We start from the raw sequence: 19,384 nt of genomic DNA, 5'->3' as shown, positions 1-19,384 counted from the left end.
ACCGGGCTTTTACGGAGCGAGGCGAATGGCAACGGTAATTCTGGAAGACGGCGCGGAGAGCTACACAACCGAAGGCGGCATCGTCGTCACGCGCAGGCGGCGCGATGCATCCTACACGGACGCGATCTCGTCCTGTGTCGACAAGCTCGACGAGCGGCGCGGCGCGGTCTTCTCCTCGAACTACGAATATCCCGGCCGCTACACCCGCTGGGACACCGCCGTCGTCGACCCGCCGCTCGCCATCTCTTCCTTCGGTCGCTCGCTCTGGATCGAAGCCTATAACGAGCGCGGCGAGGTGTTGCTGGCGCTGATCGGCGAGTACCTGAAATCCGTTGCTGACATCACGCTCGGCAAATCGGAGGCCCGTCGTCTCGATCTCACCATCAACCAGCCGGATCGCGTGTTTACCGAGGAAGAGCGCTCGAAGATGCCGACGGTCTTCACCGTGCTTCGCGCCGTGACGAACCTCTTCCATTCGCCCGAAGATTCCAATCTCGGTTTCTATGGCGCGTTCGGCTACGACCTTGCCTTCCAGTTCGACGCAATCGACCTCAAATTGCAGCGGCCCGACGACCAGCGCGACATGGTCCTCTTCCTGCCGGATGAGATCCTCGTCGTCGACCACTATGCGGCGAAGGCCTGGGTCGACCGCTATGATTTTGCCAAGGGCGGTCTTTCGACCGAGGGCAAGGCGGCGGACATCGCACCGGAGCCGTTCCGCTCTGTCGACGGCATTCCGCCGCATGGCGATCATCGCCCGGGCGAATATGCCGAACTCGTGGTCAAGGCAAAGGAAAGCTTCCGTCGCGGCGACCTCTTCGAGGTCGTGCCAGGGCAGAAATTCTACGAACGCTGCGAGAGCCGCCCTTCGGAGATTTCCAACCGGCTGAAGGCGATCAACCCGTCGCCCTATTCCTTCTTCATCAATCTCGGAAACCAGGAATATCTCGTTGGCGCATCGCCGGAGATGTTCGTCCGGGTCTCAGGCCGCCGCATCGAGACCTGCCCGATTTCCGGCACGATCAAGCGGGGCGACGACCCGATCGCCGATAGCGAGCAGATCCTGAAGCTCCTGAATTCGAAGAAGGACGAATCCGAGCTCACCATGTGCTCGGACGTCGACCGCAACGATAAAAGCCGCGTCTGCGTTCCTGGTTCGGTGAAGGTCATCGGCCGTCGCCAGATCGAGATGTATTCGCGGCTGATCCATACAGTCGACCACATCGAGGGGCGGCTTCGCGATGACATGGATGCCTTCGACGGCTTCCTGAGCCACGCCTGGGCGGTGACCGTCACCGGCGCGCCGAAGCTTTGGGCCATGCGCTTCATCGAGAACCATGAGAAGAGCCCGCGTGCATGGTATGGTGGCGCGATCGGCATGGTCGGCTTCAATGGCGACATGAACACCGGCCTGACCTTGCGCACCATCCGCATCAAGGACGGGATCGCCGAGGTTAGAGCGGGCGCGACGCTCCTCTATGATTCCAATCCGGAAGAAGAAGAAGCCGAAACCGAACTGAAGGCATCCGCCATGATTGCAGCCATCCGCGACGCCAAATCCGCCAACAGCGCCAAGGCCGGGCGCGACGTTGCGCCGGTCGGCGCGGGCGTCAATATCCTGCTCGTCGACCACGAGGACAGCTTCGTCCACACGTTGGCTAACTACTTCCGGCAAACGGGCGCGAACGTTACCACCGTCCGCACGCCGGTTGCCGAGAAGATTTTCGACCGCGTCAAACCGGACCTTGTCGTGCTTTCGCCCGGACCCGGCACTCCAAAGGATTTCGACTGCAAGGCGACGATCAAGAAGGCGAGGGCGCGCGAACTGCCGATCTTCGGGGTCTGCCTCGGCCTTCAGGCGCTCGCCGAGGCCTATGGCGGCGACTTGCGACAATTGGCAATTCCGATGCATGGCAAGCCGTCGCGCATCCGCGTGCTGGAACCCGGCCTCGTTTTCTCCGGTCTAGGCAAAGAGGTGACGGTCGGGCGCTACCATTCGATCTTTGCCGATCCCTCCAGTCTACCGCGCGAGTTCATGATCACGGCAGAGAGCGAAGACGGCACGATCATGGGCATCGAGCACATGAAAGAGCCGGTGGCGGCGGTGCAGTTCCATCCGGAATCGATCATGACGCTCGGCGGCGACGCCGGCATGCGGATGATCGAGAACGTGGTCGCGCATCTCGCCAAACGGGCGAAAACCAAGGCCGCCTGACGGCACACGAATTGCGGCGGGCAAGGCTGCGCCACACGGCCCTTTGACAAGCCGTGCGTAATCACCCATATGGTGTTTCGAACCCGCCTGCGCGAAAATTCGCGCGGGCGGTTTTGCGTTTGAATAGGCTTGCATTTGCAACTCGTTTGCATCTGCACGAGGAATGAAGATGACCGCTTCCGATAGCAGAACGATCCTGAGGCTGGCCTTTTGGGGCATGCCGCTTTCTGTCGGTGTCATGGGGCTGAAGATGCTCGCCTGGTGGGTGACCGGTTCGGTTGCGCTGCTTTCCGACGGGCTGGAATCCATCGTGAATGTGATTGCCGCAGTAATGGCCTATGTGATGATTGGCTATGCCGCGAAACCGGCGGATGCGACCCACCCGTTCGGACATCACAAGGCGGAGTATTTTTCCGCCGTCATCGAAGGCGTGCTGATTGTCGTGGCAGCGCTTCTGATCTTATGGGAAGCGGTGCCGGAGATGATGGCGCCGGAACTCTTGAGCGCACCGGCGCTCGGTCTAGCGATCAACTTCGCCGCCGGCGTCATTAATGCGATCTGGGCTTATGTGCTGATCCGCGCCGGTACCCGTCATCGGTCGCCAGCGTTGAGCGCCGACGGGCACCATATTCTTTCCGACGTCGTAACATCGGCAGGCGTGCTCGTCGGCCTTCTTCTTGCCATTGCCACCGGTTACGCCATCCTCGATCCGCTGCTGGCAGTGATCGTCGCCGGCAACATCCTCTTCCAGGGGTGGAAGGTCATCTCGCGTTCGGTTGACGGGCTGATGGACCGGGCCGTGCCGGCGGAGGAGGAAGAGGCGATCAAGCAGGCAATCGCGGCAAATGCCGGCGGCTCTCTCGGCGTACACGATTTGAAGACACGGCAGGCCGGTCCGGCGATCTTCGTGGACTTCCACATGGTCGTGCCCGAAGCGATGCCCGTCGGCGACGCCCATGACATTTGCGACCGGGTCGAGGACGCGATTCGCGTCGTTCATCCGGGCGCGAGAATAGCCATTCACGTCGAGCCGGAAGGCGAGAAGGCACACGGTGTGCGTGTGAAGACCAGAGCGGGATGAGGAAAAGCGTTTGCGGTTTTCCGCCCGCATCCCGCTCTTACTATTTAGAATCGATCACGGCCAGGATTTGGTGGAGCAGTAAGGAAATGACGAAAACGGACGTATCAGGACTTTCACAACTAGGCGCAAAGGTCGACCTGCCGCAAAGCCCGGACGAGGCGGTGCTCGAAAGGGTACCGAGCAATCATACGGGGACGGACTTCGTCGTCCGTTTCACGGCGCCGGAGTTCACCTCGCTTTGCCCGATGACTGGGCAGCCGGATTTCGCGCATATCGTCATCGATTATGTGCCGGATGGCTGGCTTGTCGAGTCGAAGTCGCTCAAGCTCTTCCTGCACTCCTTCCGCAACCATGGCGCTTTCCACGAGGATTGCACCATCGACATCGCCAAGAGGCTGGTGTCGCTCCTGTCGCCGAAGTGGCTGAGGATCGGCGCCTATTGGTATCCGCGCGGCGGCATTCCGATCGACGTCTTCTGGCAGACGGGCGCGCCGCCGGAGGGTGTCTGGCTGCCGGATCAGGGTGTGCCGACCTATCGCGGTCGTGGGTGATTCCTAAAGCGCGTCGCATTCAATTGGAGCTACGCGACGCGCTTTAAGTTCTTTGGTTGCATGCATGTCGTTGTCCCGATACCGCTGCACACTTTCGGGCGACAAGCATTAGTCTAGAGGGACTTCGACAGGCCGATCTTCTCCAGATCGGTCTCCAGGATTGGATCGAAATCGAGCTTCCGCCAAAGCTGTCGATATCCAAGGTTCTGATAGAGCCGAAGGGCTCGTTCGTTTGCTGCAGCGACGTGGATCCGCGCCTCGGTGTGTCCCCGCTCAGCGATTTGCGCTTCAAGCGCAGCTATGAGAGCCGATCCGGCACCCCGCCCTTCAAAGGCGGGGGATACCCAAATATCGCTGATCGTGTCGTCTTCGTGCTCGCAAGCGCCGAGGCCGGCGAGTTCGCCATCGATTTCGGCGATCAACACACGCGAGCCAAGTTCCCTGAGGAAAGAAAGGAACGGGTTGCTTCGTTCGATCTTCACCGCAACTGGCGCCGGCACAAGCGGCTTTATTCCCTTGCACCAGGCGGATAGACCAATCTGAGCAAGAGCTTCCATCTCGTGTGGCATGGCGGAGCGGATTACCGGCATTTCGGATTTTCCTTGTGAAACGATTAGGGCTTGGCTCGCCTAGAAGGCGAGCCGCAGGTCCCTGCGCCCTTCCATGACGTACTGATCTTATTGGCCTTTCGCCCGCTGTCCAAACGGCATTTGCGGCTCCGGCATTTACCATGGCGGCAGCGCCGACTACTCGAACCCGGTCTTCGAGCGCCTGTTTGCATTGTCTTCGCCGTCGAGTCGCATTATCTGACTTTGAAGACATTTCATGAGGAGTCCGAAGAATGCGGAACGACGACGAACAGGAAGAAAAGAAGACCGAATTGCCGCTCGGCAAGGAAACGGAGGCGAACCTTTTCAAGTCGCGTTCGATTTTCATCTACGGGACGATCACGCAGGAACTGGCGCAGAAGGTTTGCTCGCAGCTCGTGGCGCTCGCTTCCGCCAGCGATGACGATATCCGCATCTTCGTCAATTCTCCCGGCGGCCACGTCGAGTCCGGCGACAGCATTCACGACATGATCAAGTTCGTGAAACCAAAGGTCTGGACGATCGGCACCGGCTGGGTAGCCTCCGCCGGTGCTCTGATCTATGTCGGTCCGCCGAAGGAGCGGCGCCTTTGCCTGCCGAACACGCGCTTCCTGCTGCACCAACCGTCCGGCGGCACACGCGGCATGGCCTCCGATATCGAGATCCAGGCACGCGAAATCCTCAAGATGAACGAGCGCCTGAACAAGATCTTCTCCGCAGCAACCGGCCAGCCGGTCGAAAAGATCGCCAAGGATACCGACCGTGACTATTGGCTCGGAGCGGAAGAAGCGAAGGAATACGGGCTCGTTTCGCGGATCATCACGTCGATCGCCGACGTCTGAGCGCGATAGGGCACAATCACACGAAAGGCATCGGCCGCGCGCCGGTGCCTTTTTCTTTTCTTTGCTCTCGCATTCGCGGGTGAAGCGGCTCCGGCTATATCGGCGCCGTCTCCCTTGCCCCGCCGCGCCAAGCCGTGTATAGGCTTTCCCCATGAAACAGGCCAAGGCACACAAGATCGCAGCGATCTTCCCCGGACACGATGACAATCGTGCGCCGTCTCGCGCCTTCGCCTCGCTTCTTCTTCTCGGCCTTATTCGCGGTTGCCGGGTTCGCTGAGGAGCGCCCGGCGGCCGAAAAGCCTAGCCGGCAGATGCTCCTCGAATCCCAAGAGTGCTGAAACAAAAGGCACGGCCCCGCGGCGTTAGCGATCGCAATGTCTCCGATGATCGGCTATTGCATCTGGCAAGCCACGCTCCAGTGACGAAGAGAAGCTGCACATGATTCTGAAATCGCATTCCATCAAAACCGGCATGCCCGAGGCGGCGGTGAAATATCAGCCTTACCCGCAGATCGCGCTGACGGACCGGACCTGGCCGTCCAAGACCATCACGCAAGCGCCGATCTGGTGCTCGGTGGATCTGCGCGATGGCAATCAGGCGTTGGTCGATCCGATGGGGCACGACCGCAAGTCGCGTATGTTCCATCTGCTGGTCGACATGGGCTTCAAGGAAATCGAGATAGGTTTCCCGTCCGCCTCGCAGACCGACTTCGACTTCGCACGCTGGTGTGTGGAGGAGGGCAATGTCCCCGACGATGTATCCCTGCAGGTGCTGGTGCAATGCCGGCCGGAACTGATCACCCGCACGTTCGAGGCGCTGCGCGGTGCCCATAGGCCGATCGTTCATTTCTACAATTCGACCAGCGAGTTGCAGCGCCGCGTGGTGTTCGGCAAGGACGTCGCCGGCATCAAGCAGATCGCGACCGATGCCGCCAAGATGATCACCGACATGGCGGCGAAGGCCGGCGGCGGCTATCGCTTCGAATATTCGCCGGAAAGTTTTACGGGCACCGAGCTCGAAGTGGCGCTGGAGATCTGCAACGCGGTCACCGAAATCGTAAGGCCGTCGCCGGACAACAAGCTGATCATCAATCTGCCCTCGACTGTCGAAATGGCGACACCGAACATCTACGCCGACCAGATCGAGTGGATGTGCCGCAATCTCGACAATCGCGAAAACCTGATCATCTCGCTGCATCCGCACAATGACCGCGGTACCGGCGTCGCCGCAACGGAGTTGGCCCTGATGGCAGGCGCCGACCGCGTCGAGGGAACGCTCTTCGGCAATGGCGAGCGCACCGGCAACGTCGATGTGGTGACGCTGGCCCTGAATATGTTCACGCAGGGCGTCGACCCAATGCTCGACTGCTCGGACATCGTGCGGATCAAAGAAGTCTACGAATATTCGAACCAGATGGTCATTCCCGAGCGCCACCCCTACGTCGGCGAACTCGTCTACACGGCTTTCTCCGGATCGCACCAGGACGCGATCAACAAGGGTATGAAGGCGATCAAGCAGGCCAACAAGCCGCTCTGGGAAGTGCCTTATCTGCCGATCGACCCGCGTGATGTCGGCCGCAGCTACGAGGCGATCATCCGCATCAACTCCCAGTCCGGCAAGGGCGGGATCGCCTATATTCTGCAGGAAGACTACGGCATCAACCTGCCGCGTAACCTGCAGGTCGAGTTCCGCGAGGACATCCAGCGCATCACCGACGAAGAGGGCAAGGAGCTGCCGTCGAAGCGCATCCATGCCCGCTTCCTCGAGCGTTACGTGGAGCAGCCACACGCCCGGCTGAAATTCGTTGACCACCACACTTATCCGGTCGGTGAACACAAGGGCCTGCGCGTCGTTGCCGCGGAGATCACAGACAAGGGCGAGACCAAGCGGATCGAGGGCAAGGGCACCGGCCCGATCGACGGCTTCATCAATGCGCTGTCGATCTATCTCGGCATCGAGCTTTCGGTGGCCGACTACTCGGAGCACTCGCTGCAGCATGGTTCGAATGCCGCGGCCATTGCCTATGTCGAGGTCGAGTATCCCGGCGGCACGCTGTTCGGCGTGGGCATCAATACCAATATCGTCGCTGCCTCGCTGGAAGCGATCGTTTCGGCGGCCAACCGGGTGCTGGAGATGAAGGCGGTATAGGACCGCCAACATCAGCCTATGCAGAAAAGCCGCGCCGGTTCTCTTGGACCGCGCGGCTTTTTCGTTTTTAGAACCTGTATAGTCAGATGCTCGCCGCCACAGCCTCTGCGAGCTCGCGGAGCCCGGCATCCGCGGATGGGCCGACGACCACCAGCGACGCATCGCCTTTCTGCCAGGAGACCAGTCCGAGGTTATCGCGGATATCCTCGCGGAACTGATCCGTTTGCGGCGTGTCGCCACGCTTGAGGAAGCAGATCGCGTAGATATCGCCCTCGCGATCGCGGTAGACGAGTTGGCCGACGGGCTTGCCGTCAACCACCAACAGCCTTGCACCCTCGAAGGTCAGGCCCTTGCTTGCGAGATCCGGGGTCTTGAAGCCAACGCCGACGCTGGAGGCGAGCCAGGTCTCGATCGTCGGTCCGTCCGACGCAGGCGCCTCGACGAGGTGTTCCTTCTGCCGAGAATAGATGCGATGGTAATCGGCGATCTCATCTATCCACGGGCGTACGGAGGCGGTGCTCTCGGGCTCGGCGGCGTAGTGCGCGCTGCCGGCGAGGTAACCCGCGGCACCGCCGAGAAGCAACAACGCCATGGCAGCGGCCAAGGCCCGCGGCCAGATGCGAACCGTCCGCGCCGGCAGGTTCGCAGTCGCGACGCGCTCGGATCTCGGATTAATGCCGGATCCCTGCTTGATCTGGCGCACCAGCGCCAGCGGCACCGGGTCATGGAGGAAGTCCTCGAAGGCCTTGTTGCCAAACGCGCTGCCTGCCTTCAGCTTCTCGAGGACAATCTTGGCGTCCTCGTCACGGGCCAGCAAAGCATCGAGTTCGGCTCTCTCGGCGTCGCCGAGTTCGCCGTCTATATAGGCGGACAACCGAACTTCAAGCGCTTGACCTGTCGTCTGCTGCAATGGTCAGGCCCTCCTTTCGGTATTCTCGGACAGCATGGCGGCGAGCCGCAGGCGGGCGGTGGACAGCCTGCTCATCACGGTGCCAATCGGAATGGCGAGGATATCTGCGGTCTCACGGTAGCTGTGCCCTTCGACATTGATGAGCAGGAATACGCTGGCAAGCCCTTCCGGCATGGACAGGATCATCTTCTGCAACTGGTTGGCATAGACCGCCTTTTCGGCAACAGCTTCCACACGCAACTCGCTCTGGTCGAAAATGTCGACGGCTCCGCCGCCGGCACGGACCTTGCGCTTGCGGACTTCATCGACCCAGAGATTGCGTGTCATGGCATAGACCCAGCTCTCCAGCCGGCCTTCCCCGTTCCACAGGTGGCTGCGTGCGATGGCCCGCTCGCAGGCCTCCTGGACCAGGTCATCGGCATCATTGGCATTGCGCGTCAGCGTCAGCGCAAAGCGGCGCAACTTGGGCAGCAGGCTGACCAAATCCTGTCTGAAGTCTTTCGTCTCTGCCGCTGGGCGCATTGCTCTTCCAATGAGACGTACCGGATCGGGCATCTATTCGCGGTGCGAAATGCACTACCCAATGATATGAAACATTTGATCCGAAGTCTGCAAGGGAAGAGCCGGAACGGAAACAGGTTTTTGCGTTCCGGCGTCAGTTTCCCTCGACGAGCAGGGGCGGCCGTTTCCCGCCCGGCTTGTCAGTAGTGATGACGGAGGCCGCCGAGGGATTGAAGCAGAGCCCTGTAGGCCCAGGTGTTTTCTCCGCCGCGATCACGAATCTCGACGAGCTGCACCTTGGCCTCCTCGATCCGGCCTTGCTCGACCAAGGCCTGGCCGAGATAGGACCGGGCGAGAATATAGTTCTCGTCGGCCTGAAGCGCGCGTTTGTAGTATTGCATGCCGAGTTCCATGCGACCGGCCTTGCGATTGGCGTAGCCGAGATAGTTCAGCACGCGGGCACTGCGTTGATCGCTTACGGCTTCGAGCACCTTGATCGCATTGTCGTACTGGCCGGCATAGGCAAGCTCGCGCGCGGCTTCGAACAGGACGTCGTCGCTGAGGCCGCTTTTCTTCGCGTTGACGCACTGGCCCTTGCGCGTATCCCAGATCTTGCCGTTTTTGCATTGGGTGCTTGTCTTGGTCTTGCGCGGCGGTTCGCTGGTGTCGCCGACGGCCATGGCCGACTGGCCGGCGATCGAAGCCATGAATGCAGCAAGGACAAAGAAAGTCGTCTTCCGGAACATCGTGCCTGTCTCCCTGGAATGTCGCGCAGCGACGGCAACCCGACTGACGCACGCGCGTCGCGCCGGTGCCGAACCCGAACCGCATTATGACGCATGGGCGTGGCAAATTATTCGGCGCGAGCGGAATATTCCCGGAAGGTTTTCGACGTTGCGGGCAGACCGCACCTAGAGAAGGGTGGTTTCGGCGAGTTCGACGCCGGTCCCGTCGGCATTGAGCATGTAGCGCTCGCGGCTGAGATGCCAGTGGCCGGGCTCGCCTGCGATCGAGAAGAGATTGTAGGCGGCCGCCGGCTTGCTGCCGCCCGGCCCCTGTGACGCAGAGGCGATGCCGACGACGGGCACCGGCGCGGTCTGTCCCTTCAGGTAGTAAACCGTGTTGAGATGGGTATGGCCATGCAGCACGAGTTCGGCGCCGCCGGACGAGATGGCCGCTGCAAAACGACGAATGCCGATCATGCGCTTGTGCATCGAGGTCGCGCCGCGGATCGGCGGATGATGGATCAGCACGACTCGGAAGAGGCCGGCCTCGCCTGCTGCCTGCAGCAGGTTGACGGTTGCACGCGCCTGTCGCTGACCGAAGTAGCCGCTCGCGGCGAAGGGTGGTGTGGCGACGGCGGTCGAGCAGCCGATGAGTGCCACGGGGCCGCGCACGCGCACATAAGGAAAGCAATGATGGTCTCGGATCCAGCCGAGCGGCCCCTCGTCGCTGCGCATGTAGGGATACCAGGCGCGTGTCGTCTTCTCGTAGGCACCCGGCACATAGGCGTCGTGGTTGCCCGGTACAACGGAGATGTCCCCGGGGTCGCCCGCCGCCGCAAGCCACGCGGTCACGGCCGCGATCTCCAGGGAAGAGGCGAGGTTCACGAGGTCGCCGGTGATCGCCAGATGGTCCGGATTACGCTTCTCGATGTCATCCATCAGGCAGGCGAGCGTACCGGGAAAGAGATGGCGCGCTCGGTTTCTGTGCCAGTTGACGAAACCGGTGATCCGCTTGGAAGCAAGTTCCCTCAGGGACAGATCTGGGAGCGGTCCGAGATGAACGTCCGAAATATGCGCAAGTTTGAACATCGCCCCCGTCTAGCGCATATTCCATCCGAGTGGAATCACGATTTCGGGTGAATGCCGCTCGCCCAAGGAGACACGCGTTTGAAGCAGCAGCGACCGGCGGAACTGCGCAACTGGCGAATTCGCCTGCTGACGCGGTTCGCACATGCCTATTTTGCGATCTCGCGCGGCATGACGCTTGGCGTGCGCGCCGCCTGCTTCGACCGCGAAGGGCGCATCTTCCTCGTCAGGCATTCCTATCTTCCCGGCTGGCACATGCCGGGTGGCGGCCTCGATCGCCATGAGACTGCGGTGGAGGGGCTCGCCCGCGAACTCCGGGAAGAAGGCAATCTGGAACTGACCTCACCGCCGCTGCTGGTGCAGGTCTACTACAACCGGGGCACCAGCAAGCGCGATCACGTCATCTTCTTTCGTTGCGACAACGTCCGTCAGCAACGGCCAAAGGTTCCCGACCTGGAGATAGCTGCCTCCGGCTTCTTCGCGCTTGACGAACTGCCGAAGGACACGACCGCCGCGACGCGCCGGCGGATTGCAGAACTTGCCGGAACGGAGGCGCCGGACACGTTCTGGTAAGGGTCAGCGGGTGCCGACGGCGAGGCGCCGTGCAGTCTCATTTGAACCTGCAGCGCGATCGAGCCGATCGCGACCGTGCGGCGTCGTAAGGTCCACCACCGGGCCCGCCGGCACGACGCCTGTCGGGTTGATCATCGTGTGGCTGCGGTAATAGTGCTGCTTGATGTGGTGCAAGTTCACAGTGTCGGACACGCCCGGCACCTGGTAGAGGTCGCGCAGGTACCCGTAAAGGTTCGGGTAGTCAGCAATGCGCCGAATGTTGCACTTGAAGTGGCCGACATAGACCGGATCGAACCGCACCAGCGTTGTGAAAAGGCGCCAGTCGGCCTCGGTGATCCGATCTCCCATAAGATAACGCTGCGAGGAGAGACGGCCTTCCAGCTCGTCCAACATGGCGAACAGGGCCTTGACGCTCTCGTCATAGGCCTGCTGACTGGTGGCGAACCCCGCCTTGTAGACGCCGTTGTTTACCGCGTCATAGACCCGCGCGTTGAGCTCGTCGATTTCGCCGCGCAGTTCCGCGGGGCAGAAATCCTCGCTCGAGCCGGTAAGACGATCGAAGGCCGAATTGAACATGCGGATGATTTCGGCCGATTCATTCGAGACGATGGTGTTCTTCTTCTTGTCCCAAAGCACGGGCACCGTCACGCGTCCGGAATAGTTGGGATCGGCGCGCACATAAATCTGCCAAAGCGCGTCGGAACCGAAGAGATGGTCCACGGTGCCGCCGTTCTCGCCCTTGAACTCCCAGCCGTTGGAGAGCATCAGCGGATCGACGACGGAGACCGAAATGATCTCCTCAAGCTTCTTGAGCTTGCGGAAAATCAGCGTGCGATGCGCCCAGGGACATGCAAGCGAGACATAGAGATGGTAGCGGTCCGGCTCGGCAGCAAAGCCGCCTTCGCCGGACGGGCCCGGCGATCCGTCGGCAGTGATCCAATTGCGAAACTGCGACTCGCTGCGCTTGAAATGGCCCTTCGTCGTCTTGGTGTCGTACCAGACGTCCTGCCAGGCTCCGTTGACCAACCTGCCCATGCATGAGCTCCTTCATGTTTTCTCTTACCATTGATAGATAACGCAGCAGCGGGGCGGTGATAGGTGTCAAATTCTGAACACTGCGTTTTGGGCTTTGACAGGCGGCAATTTTCTGCTATCGCGATCAGGCAATTTTTCGTGTTCGGAACGATCGTAACCATGATCCTGTCGGGAAGCCTGCGACGACGCTGATGCTGCCAACGCCCCTTTCGGGGGCGCGCCATCCCTATTGTCCGTCCGCATGCTTGGTTCTCGATATCCATGAAAAAGCACGACATCGTCTATCTGACTGAAGACGCGTCACACGACGCAGCCATCGAAATCATCAACGAAGAAGCCTTCGGACCCGGGCGGTTCGTGCGCGCCGCCGCCCGGATTCGCGAGCAGGGTCCCCATGACCGTTCGCTGTCCTTCATCTGCGCCGACAATGGCGAGACGATCGCCTCCGTGCGGATGACGCCGGTCATGGCCGGGTCGGTGAGGGGGCACCTGCTTGGCCCGCTCGCCGTGCGGCCCTCGCACAAGAACCGGGGCATTGGCCGCGAGCTCGTGCGCATTGCCGTCGAAGCTGCGCGGCGGAAGGGTTCGGAAGCGGTGATCCTCGTCGGTGACCCGCCCTATTACCAGCCGCTCGGCTTCGAGAAGGTACACTACGGTGCGCTCGAATTTCCAGGGCCTGTCGACCCGGCAAGGGTTCTGGTGGTGCCGATGGCGGCTGATGTCCACGCGCGGCTAAGCGGCATGATCTGCTGGCGGGACGACAGCGTTGCACCGGTGACCGAACTCGCCGCAGAGACGCAGGCCGAGGGCGCTGCCGCCTGATTCGACGCGCATCTATGATGGTGTGCACTCAGATCGACTTGCGCGTGAAAACGTCGAGCCCGTGGCCTCCGACATCCCGTTCATGGAGCGACCAGCCAAGCCTCTGGTAGAAAGGCCTTTTTGCCGGGACGGCACAAAGGTAGACGGTATCGGCGCCGGCTGCGAATGCGGCGCGTGCGGCATGGCTGACGATGGTACCGCCGATGCCCTGCCGCCGGAACATTTCGTCCACCCAGACGGCGGCGACCCAGGGCGTGAAGTGCGGCCGCTCCTCCATGTCGGAAGCGATGACCGAGGCCGTGCCCATGAAGGTCGGACCGCGGTGAGCGACCAAGGCAACGGGTACCGGTCCGCTTCCGAGATTCTCTCGGGCCAGATCGGTAACATGCTCCAACGGCACGCCCTTCGGCTTCCACCAGGCCCGCCAGACCCGATCAGCGACATCCGCTGCAAAGTGCGGCACGGCACGCAGGTCCGCGATCGTTATCTCGCTGCTGGTCACCGACCCTCGCGATACCAGGTGGATGAGATCAGGAAGAGCAGGGCGGCGAGGCCAAAGAGACCGCCGAACAGGGACAGGGAGTTGATGCCCTTCAGCACCGTCTCGTCCGTCATGCGCAGCGAGAGGCGTTCGTCGTCGGCCACCCGGACTGCGCCACGCACCGGCAAGATCGAGGGAAGATCGACCGGGCCATCGGCATCCGCCAGCCGCCGCACGAGGCCCTTGGTTTTATCCGCCCAGGGACGGAGCTTTTCCTCGGTGGAGATCGCTGCTTTGAATTCCGGTGCATCGACATTGCCGACATGGACGAGCGTCGTGAGCTCGTCATTGGCCACTTCGAAGAGGCCGGTTTCCGTCGTTTTGACTTCGGCCTTGTAGAGGCCCGGTTCACGCTCCGTCAGCGTGACCTCTTCGGTCTTGCCCGATGGATAGGTGAGCGTCGCCTGGCCGGGATCGCCTTCGATCGTCTGCCGGGTAATTTCCAGCGTGCGGCCGGAGGCGCGCGCCGTCAGCGCCTCTTCTTCGAGCGCCGGTTCCTGCATCAGCCAGTGGGCCGTGCGCCGATAAAGCGAAACATGCGGTCCGCCGCCTTCAAATCCGCGCGCCCACAGCCAACCCTGGTCGGACAAAAGCATCGCCACACGCCCCTTGCCGACGCGGTTGAGAACGAGCAGCGGCTTTCCGTCGGCCGCTTCCATAACCGTCTGCCCGAGCGGACGGTCCACGTCGACGGTACGGAACCACCGACCCCAGCGCGGCGGCTCGCTCGCCGCGCCTTCGAGACCGCGCGTGACCGGATGCTTCTTTCCCTCCTCCGATAGGCGGGGGAAAAACGCCTTGTCATTCATGGCGCCGGTGGGGGTCGCGGGCAGGACTGCCGAGAGCGGCGTGGCAGCAATCGAGTCGTCGCCGGCATGTTCCGGGCCGGCGGCGATCAACAGGGCGCCACCGTTCTGCACATATTGCGCGATGTTGTCGTAGTAGAGAATCGGCAGCACGCCGCGATGCTGGTAGCGGTCGAAGATGATCAGGTCGAACTCGCTGATCTTGTCGACGAAGAGCTCGCGTGTCGGAAAGGCGATCAGCGAGAGTTCGTTGATCGGGGTGCCATCCTGCTTTTCCGGTGGACGCAGAATGGTGAAATGGACGAGATCGACCGCCGCGTCGGACTTCAGCAGGTTGCGCCAGGCGCGCTCGCCCGCATGCGGCTCACCCGAAACGAGGAGCACGCGCAGGTTCTCGCGAATGCCGTCGAGCACGTGGACGGCGCGGTTGTTGACCTCGGTCACTTCGCCGGCGAGGGGGTTCACCGCGAATTCGAGGATGTTGTTGCCGCCGCGCGGTACGGTGAAGCTGAAGGGCACGTCGGTGCCCGGCTCCGCATGCTCGGTCGCGATCTCGTTGCCGTTGAGGCGGATCGTCACTTCGGCGCCACCGCCAGGAGCGGCGCCGTCGTCGACGACACGGAAGGTCATCTTCTGCTGTTCGCCGACGATGCCGAAGCGCGGCGCGCTGACGATTTCGATACGGCGATCGAATTCATCCGGCTTGCCGGTGATCAGGCCATGGATCGGCGCATCGAAGCCGAGCTTCTGATTGACGTCGGGAACGTCGTGGATCTGTCCGTCGGTGATGAAGACGGCGCCGCCGACCCGCGCCGGCGGCACGTCGGCAAGCGCGGTCGCCAATGCGCCGAAGAGCTTCGTCGAAGGCGCCTCGGTTTCGGCACTATCCGCGGCCTCGACGATGCGGGTCTCGATCTGTGGAAAACGTGAGAGGCGATCCTTGAGATCGGCAAGCGCCTTGTCGGTCTGTTCGCGGCGACCGTCATTGTTCTGACTTTGGCTGCGGTCGACGACGACGGCAACGATGGTCGAAAGCGGCTCGCGCTCCTCCTGGAAAACCGATGGGTTGGCAATCGCCAGGCAGAACGCCGCCAGCGCCGCCGTTCTCAACCAGGCACCGCGAACGCGACGCCACAGGCCGAGTGCCGCGAGCGCGACCGCCGCAAGGATCAGCGCCGCGAGATAGGGCCAGGGGAGAAATGGTGCAAAGTCGACGGTCATCGAACGGTCCTCACTGACCGAGCCGCTCGAGCAGGGCGGGCACGTGCACCTGGTCGGCTTTGTAGTTGCCGGTCAGCATATACATCATGATGTTGACGCCGGAGCGGAACGCGTATTCGCGCTGCATCTCGTCCGGCGGAACGGTTGGCAGGAGCGCGACGCCGTTCGTGTCCACGGCCCAGGCGCCGGCAAAGTCGTTGCCGGTGATCATGATCGGCGTGACGCCGTCTCCTGACCGGGCCGGGCGGTCGCTTGGCCCTTCGCGATTGTCGAATTGCGCCTCGATCCAGAGAGGGCTGCCGGTGTAGCGGCCCGGAAAATTCGTGAGCAGATAGAAGGCCTTGGTCAGCACATGGTCGCTCGGAACGGGCTCCAGCGGTGGAATGTCGAGATTGGCTAGGATCGCCTGTAGCCGTTCGCTGTTCGGGCTCGTCCCGTTCGACGAGGCGCCGAGCGAGGAGAACTGGTCGCGGGTGTCGAAGAGCACTGTGCCGCCTGCGCGCATATAGGCGTCGATGCGGCTGACGGCCTGCGGGCTCGGCATCGGCGCATTGGCGGAGATCGGCCAATAGATGATTGGATAGAAGTTGAGTTCGTCCTTGGAAATGTCGAGCCCGACGGGCGCGCCCGGCTCGAGCGTCGTGCGATAGGTCAGGAAATCGGTAAGGCCCGTGAGACCGCGTTCGGAGAGACGATCGACCTCGTCTTCCCCGGTGACGACATAGGCGAGATGGGTCGTATCGAGGTGTTCGAGGATCTGTTGGTCGTCCGGACGGGTGTCATCCGCCAACGCTTGCGGCGGCAGGAGGACAAGGGTGCCACACAGCACGAAGAGGGCTGCGGTGGCGCTCCTTGCCATCCGTATGCGCGAAAAGGCTCCGCCCATGAAGAGAACGACGATGGCGTCGGTAAGGAGCAGAAGCAGTGCCAGCGTCAAGAGAGCAGGCTTCAGCGACCAGCTTTCCTCGCCGGTCAGCCGTTCTGAGCTGTGCGGGCCCGCCGCCGCCATGTCGATCGGCTTGAGTTGCGCGTCGCGCGGAAGCAGGTTCAACGCCGTGAAACCGTCTTCGGAACCGTAGAGCCCCGGCGGGTTTTCCGGAGTTGCAAGCGGCGCCTTGCCGGGAGCGACGTTAAGCGGCCGCGCATTGCCGGTTTCGGCAACAAGGACGCCGTCGGCGTTCAGCAGCCGGTAGGGTGACAGCGTCTGCGCCTGCACCTTGCCTTCGCTTGCGACGCCGCCGCTGCGCGAAAGCTGCACACTGCGGCGGAGCATTTCAACGAAATGCCCGGAAATCGGCAGGTTCGACCAGGTTGCCTCGGCGCTGACATGGAAGAGGATGATGCGTCCAGATCCCTGGACCGCCGTCGTCACCAAGGGCGTTCCATCCGCGAGATTTGCCCAGGTCCGCTCGGCGAGGTCAGCCGTAGGTTCGGCCAGGACCTGCCGCTTGACGAGAATATCGGTCGGACGTGGCATGCCGGCAAAGGGGCCGTTGCCAGGATAGTCGGCGAGCGGCTGCGGCTCGGACCAGGAAAGCGCTCCGCCAAGCGCCCGCTCACCTTGCCTCAGCGTCACGGGGACGAGCGGATCGTCGGCCGGTGCCGCCGCAAGCCGCGGCCCGGCAAAGCGGATCAACGTGCCGCCATTATCGATCCACTTCTTCATGAGCGGATACATCTCTTCCGGCAAGCGGCCGATGTCGGCCATGATCAGGACCGAGGGCCGTTGTTCCAGAAGTTCCGGAATGGCAACGGCAAGGTCGGTCTCGCGCGGTTCGATGAGATCGGCATAGGGAGCCAACGCCCGGTTGATGTAGTAGAGCGGCGACAGCAGGGGCTGGGAAAGATCGCGAGCCTCGCCGCTCAGGAGAGCGACGCGACGGCGGCGGAAGCCATCGTCGAGCAAGTGGACGCTGCCTGCGGTCGCGGCGCCTTCGATGCCGATGCGGGCGAAATCGTTGCGCAGCTCGAAGGGCGCGGCGATCGTTCCCTTCGCAACCGCTTCACCGGGCGCGAAATCGATCGCGCCATCGGCGATGGCGCGGCCACGCGTATCGTAAGCGACGATCGACACGGAACGGCGATCATCGGTTTTCAACCGGCTCGCGGTCACCGACATGCCGGCGTTTTCGTTGCTGCTGTCGGTCAGCGCTATCGCTTGACTGCCGTCGGCCTCGATCACCCGGAGGTTGGCCGCGCCAAGTCCGGCAAGTGCCTCCATCGTCTTGCCGTCAACAGCTTCGATGCCGTCTGTAACGAAGGCGAGCGTGCCGGGTGCTGAGCCCTTGAAGGTCGTCCGCATGGCCGCGATCGCGGAGCGGCGATCGGCCGGAAGCGGTTCGGGCGACGCGGCAGCCAGGCGGTTGCGCGCGGCTCCGGCCGATCCCGGCGTCGCATTATGCTGTCGCTCGCCGGTGAAAACGATCGAGACGGCAAGGTCTCTCGACTCCGCGTCGTCGATGAGCGCCGAGGCAGCCTCGACCCGCCGCTCCCAATCGGGCGCCGTCGCCCAGCTGTTGTCGATCAAAAGCGCGAGCGGGCCGGAGGACGCGAGCGTGTTGGTGCGCGGATTGAAGACCGGATCGGCGATCGCGAAAATGACGGCGGTCGCCATCATCATCCTGAGAAGCGTCAGCCACCAGGGGCTCTTCGACGGGGTCTCCTCGCGCTTCAGAACCGAGGCGAGGATGCGCAGCGGTGGAAAGACCTCGGCCGCTGGTCGAGGCGGCGTCATCCGCAAAAGCCACCAGATCACCGGCAGCGCGACAAGCGCGGCCAGCATGGCAGGATTGGCGAAGACGAAGGAAAGGCCGCCGATCATAGCAGACCTCCATGCGTTGCGCGTCCAGGCATTCCGGAAAGATACATGTGCACGGCAACCAGCGCCTCGGAGGCGGGGCGGTCGGTCCTATGCGGGATGAAGGTCCAGCCGAGATGCCTGAGGCTCGAGCCCAGGCTGTCGCGGCGGGCGAGATAGGCGCGCTGATAATCCTCCTGCAGGATCTCTGCGCGTCCGGCGGTCAGCTTTTCGCCGGTCTCCGGGTCGGTGAATTCGGTTCGCCCGGCATAGGGGAAGACTTCCTCGGCCGGGTCGGCGATCTCGACCATATGGCCGCGGAAACCGCGGCGGGCGAGCGGAGCAAGACGCTCCATCACCTTGTCGGCCGGGTCGAGAAAATCGCCTATCAGCACCAGATCGCTGGCATTGCGGATCATGCTGGTCTCGGGCAGGCCCTCGGAAAGCTGGCTCAGCATGATCGCCGTTGCCAATCGTTCGGCTGCATTGCGCGCGGAGACCGGCTCCATGACGCCGGGGCAGCCGATCCGCTCGCCGGAGCGGGCGAGAATTTCCGCAAGCGCCAGCATCAGCACCAGTGCACGGCTTTCCTTCGAAACCGCGCCGAGCGTCGACTTGTACATCATCGAGGGGGATAGGTCCGCCCAAAGCCAGATGGTATGGGCCGCCTCCCATTCGCGGTCGCGGACATAGGTATGGTCGTCGCGGGCGGAGCGGCGCCAGTCGATGCGAGACAGGCTTTCGCCCTCGCTATAGGGGCGGAACTGCCAGAAATTTTCGCCGATACCCCGCTTGCGCCGGCCATGCCACCCGGAGATCACCGTGTTGGCAATCCTGCGAGCTTCGACAAGGCAGTCCGGAACGAGCATTGCGCGCTGTTGAGCGCGCGACAGGACTTCGCCGGAGGGGGTACGCGCGACTATGTGCCCGATCGAGGCCATGC

General features: G+C 62.5%; 17 protein-coding genes. 7 read left to right on the top strand and 10 right to left on the bottom strand.

Translation table 11 applies throughout. The annotated features are described in order from the left end of the window. Nucleotides 1–25: 25 nt before the first annotated feature. The 3 genes from QA637_RS11940 to queF all read left to right on the top strand — a co-directional run bounded on the left by QA637_RS11940 (nucleotide 26) and on the right by queF (nucleotide 3,847). Nucleotides 26–2,215, top strand: coding sequence for an anthranilate synthase (locus QA637_RS11940; protein WP_153438954.1), 2,190 nt, complete (start codon nucleotides 26–28; stop codon nucleotides 2,213–2,215). Nucleotides 2,216–2,384: 169 nt separating this feature from the next. After that, on the top strand, nucleotides 2,385–3,296 hold the full coding sequence (locus QA637_RS11935; protein ID WP_153438951.1) for a cation diffusion facilitator family transporter: 912 nt from the start codon (nucleotides 2,385–2,387) through the stop codon (nucleotides 3,294–3,296). An 86-nt stretch (nucleotides 3,297–3,382) separates the two neighbouring features. After that, a complete protein-coding gene (queF, locus tag QA637_RS11930; protein WP_153438950.1) occupies nucleotides 3,383–3,847 on the top strand; it encodes a preQ(1) synthase in 465 nt (154 codons plus the stop codon). 113 nt (nucleotides 3,848–3,960) lie between these two features. On the opposite strand, the gene QA637_RS11925 is transcribed toward queF, so the two are convergent. Beyond that, nucleotides 3,961–4,437 carry a GNAT family N-acetyltransferase gene (locus QA637_RS11925; RefSeq protein WP_153438056.1) on the bottom strand — a complete coding sequence of 159 codons (477 nt, stop codon included), beginning with the start codon at nucleotides 4,435–4,437 and terminating at the stop codon, nucleotides 3,961–3,963. A 251-nt stretch (nucleotides 4,438–4,688) separates the two neighbouring features. On the opposite strand from QA637_RS11925, the gene QA637_RS11920 reads away from it, so the two are divergent. Both QA637_RS11920 and leuA read left to right on the top strand, forming a co-directional pair. Beyond that, nucleotides 4,689–5,276, top strand: a complete 588-nt coding sequence (locus QA637_RS11920; RefSeq protein WP_153438054.1) for an ATP-dependent Clp protease proteolytic subunit — start codon at nucleotides 4,689–4,691, stop codon at nucleotides 5,274–5,276. A 438-nt stretch (nucleotides 5,277–5,714) separates the two neighbouring features. Continuing rightward, nucleotides 5,715–7,424: a 2-isopropylmalate synthase gene (gene leuA / locus QA637_RS11915; protein ID WP_153438052.1), complete on the top strand. Its 1,710-nt coding sequence runs from the start codon at nucleotides 5,715–5,717 to the stop codon at nucleotides 7,422–7,424. Between the two features lie 82 nt (nucleotides 7,425–7,506). Here the strand turns inward: leuA and QA637_RS11910 are convergent, their stop codons facing one another. From QA637_RS11910 to QA637_RS11895, 4 genes are all read right to left on the bottom strand, one after another. Then, the gene (locus QA637_RS11910; RefSeq protein WP_153441316.1) at nucleotides 7,507–8,334 is read right to left on the bottom strand and encodes an anti-sigma factor family protein; all 828 of its coding nucleotides are present in this window, start codon (nucleotides 8,332–8,334) and stop codon (nucleotides 7,507–7,509) included. Between the two features lie 3 nt (nucleotides 8,335–8,337). Continuing rightward, complete coding sequence (locus QA637_RS11905; RefSeq protein WP_153441315.1) at nucleotides 8,338–8,856, bottom strand: RNA polymerase sigma factor; 519 nt, start codon at nucleotides 8,854–8,856, stop codon at nucleotides 8,338–8,340. A 179-nt stretch (nucleotides 8,857–9,035) separates the two neighbouring features. Continuing rightward, entirely contained in the window at nucleotides 9,036–9,581 is a 546-nt protein-coding gene (locus QA637_RS11900; protein ID WP_153441314.1) for a tetratricopeptide repeat protein, read from the bottom strand. 165 nt (nucleotides 9,582–9,746) lie between these two features. Further along, nucleotides 9,747–10,649: a metallophosphoesterase family protein gene (locus QA637_RS11895; RefSeq protein ID WP_153441313.1), complete on the bottom strand. Its 903-nt coding sequence runs from the start codon at nucleotides 10,647–10,649 to the stop codon at nucleotides 9,747–9,749. A 78-nt stretch (nucleotides 10,650–10,727) separates the two neighbouring features. Between QA637_RS11895 and QA637_RS11890 the strand changes: the two genes are divergently transcribed. Next, nucleotides 10,728–11,219 carry an NUDIX domain-containing protein gene (locus QA637_RS11890; protein WP_380784556.1) on the top strand — a complete coding sequence of 164 codons (492 nt, stop codon included), beginning with the start codon at nucleotides 10,728–10,730 and terminating at the stop codon, nucleotides 11,217–11,219. 3 nt (nucleotides 11,220–11,222) lie between these two features. On the opposite strand, the gene QA637_RS11885 is transcribed toward QA637_RS11890, so the two are convergent. After that, on the bottom strand, nucleotides 11,223–12,254 hold the full coding sequence (locus tag QA637_RS11885) for a glutathione S-transferase family protein (RefSeq protein WP_283061530.1): 1,032 nt from the start codon (nucleotides 12,252–12,254) through the stop codon (nucleotides 11,223–11,225). Between the two features lie 261 nt (nucleotides 12,255–12,515). Here QA637_RS11885 and QA637_RS11880 point away from each other — a divergent pair, with 261 nt between their 5' ends. Next, on the top strand, nucleotides 12,516–13,076 hold the full coding sequence (locus QA637_RS11880; protein ID WP_153441310.1) for a GNAT family N-acetyltransferase: 561 nt from the start codon (nucleotides 12,516–12,518) through the stop codon (nucleotides 13,074–13,076). Nucleotides 13,077–13,104: 28 nt separating this feature from the next. On the opposite strand, the gene QA637_RS11875 is transcribed toward QA637_RS11880, so the two are convergent. The 4 genes from QA637_RS11875 to QA637_RS11860 are packed head-to-tail and all read right to left on the bottom strand — an operon-like array spanning nucleotide 13,105 to nucleotide 19,382. Then, entirely contained in the window at nucleotides 13,105–13,596 is a 492-nt protein-coding gene (locus tag QA637_RS11875) for a GNAT family N-acetyltransferase (protein WP_153441309.1), read from the bottom strand. Further along, nucleotides 13,575–15,644 carry a hypothetical protein gene (locus tag QA637_RS11870; RefSeq protein WP_153441308.1) on the bottom strand — a complete coding sequence of 690 codons (2,070 nt, stop codon included), beginning with the start codon at nucleotides 15,642–15,644 and terminating at the stop codon, nucleotides 13,575–13,577. Before QA637_RS11870 ends, QA637_RS11875 begins: the two co-directional genes overlap by 22 nt. Before the next feature lie 10 nt (nucleotides 15,645–15,654). Next, entirely contained in the window at nucleotides 15,655–18,465 is a 2,811-nt protein-coding gene (locus QA637_RS11865; protein WP_283061528.1) for a DUF4159 domain-containing protein, read from the bottom strand. Next, a complete protein-coding gene (locus tag QA637_RS11860; RefSeq protein ID WP_153441306.1) occupies nucleotides 18,462–19,382 on the bottom strand; it encodes a DUF58 domain-containing protein in 921 nt (306 codons plus the stop codon). The genes QA637_RS11865 and QA637_RS11860 overlap by 4 nt, the downstream gene beginning before the upstream one ends. Between the last annotated feature and the right edge of the window lie 2 nt (nucleotides 19,383–19,384).

The sequence above is a fragment of the Sinorhizobium terangae genome (assembly GCF_029714365.1).
Lineage (GTDB): Bacteria > Pseudomonadota > Alphaproteobacteria > Rhizobiales > Rhizobiaceae > Sinorhizobium > Sinorhizobium terangae.
This window is presented reverse-complemented; position numbering and strand designations above follow the sequence as displayed.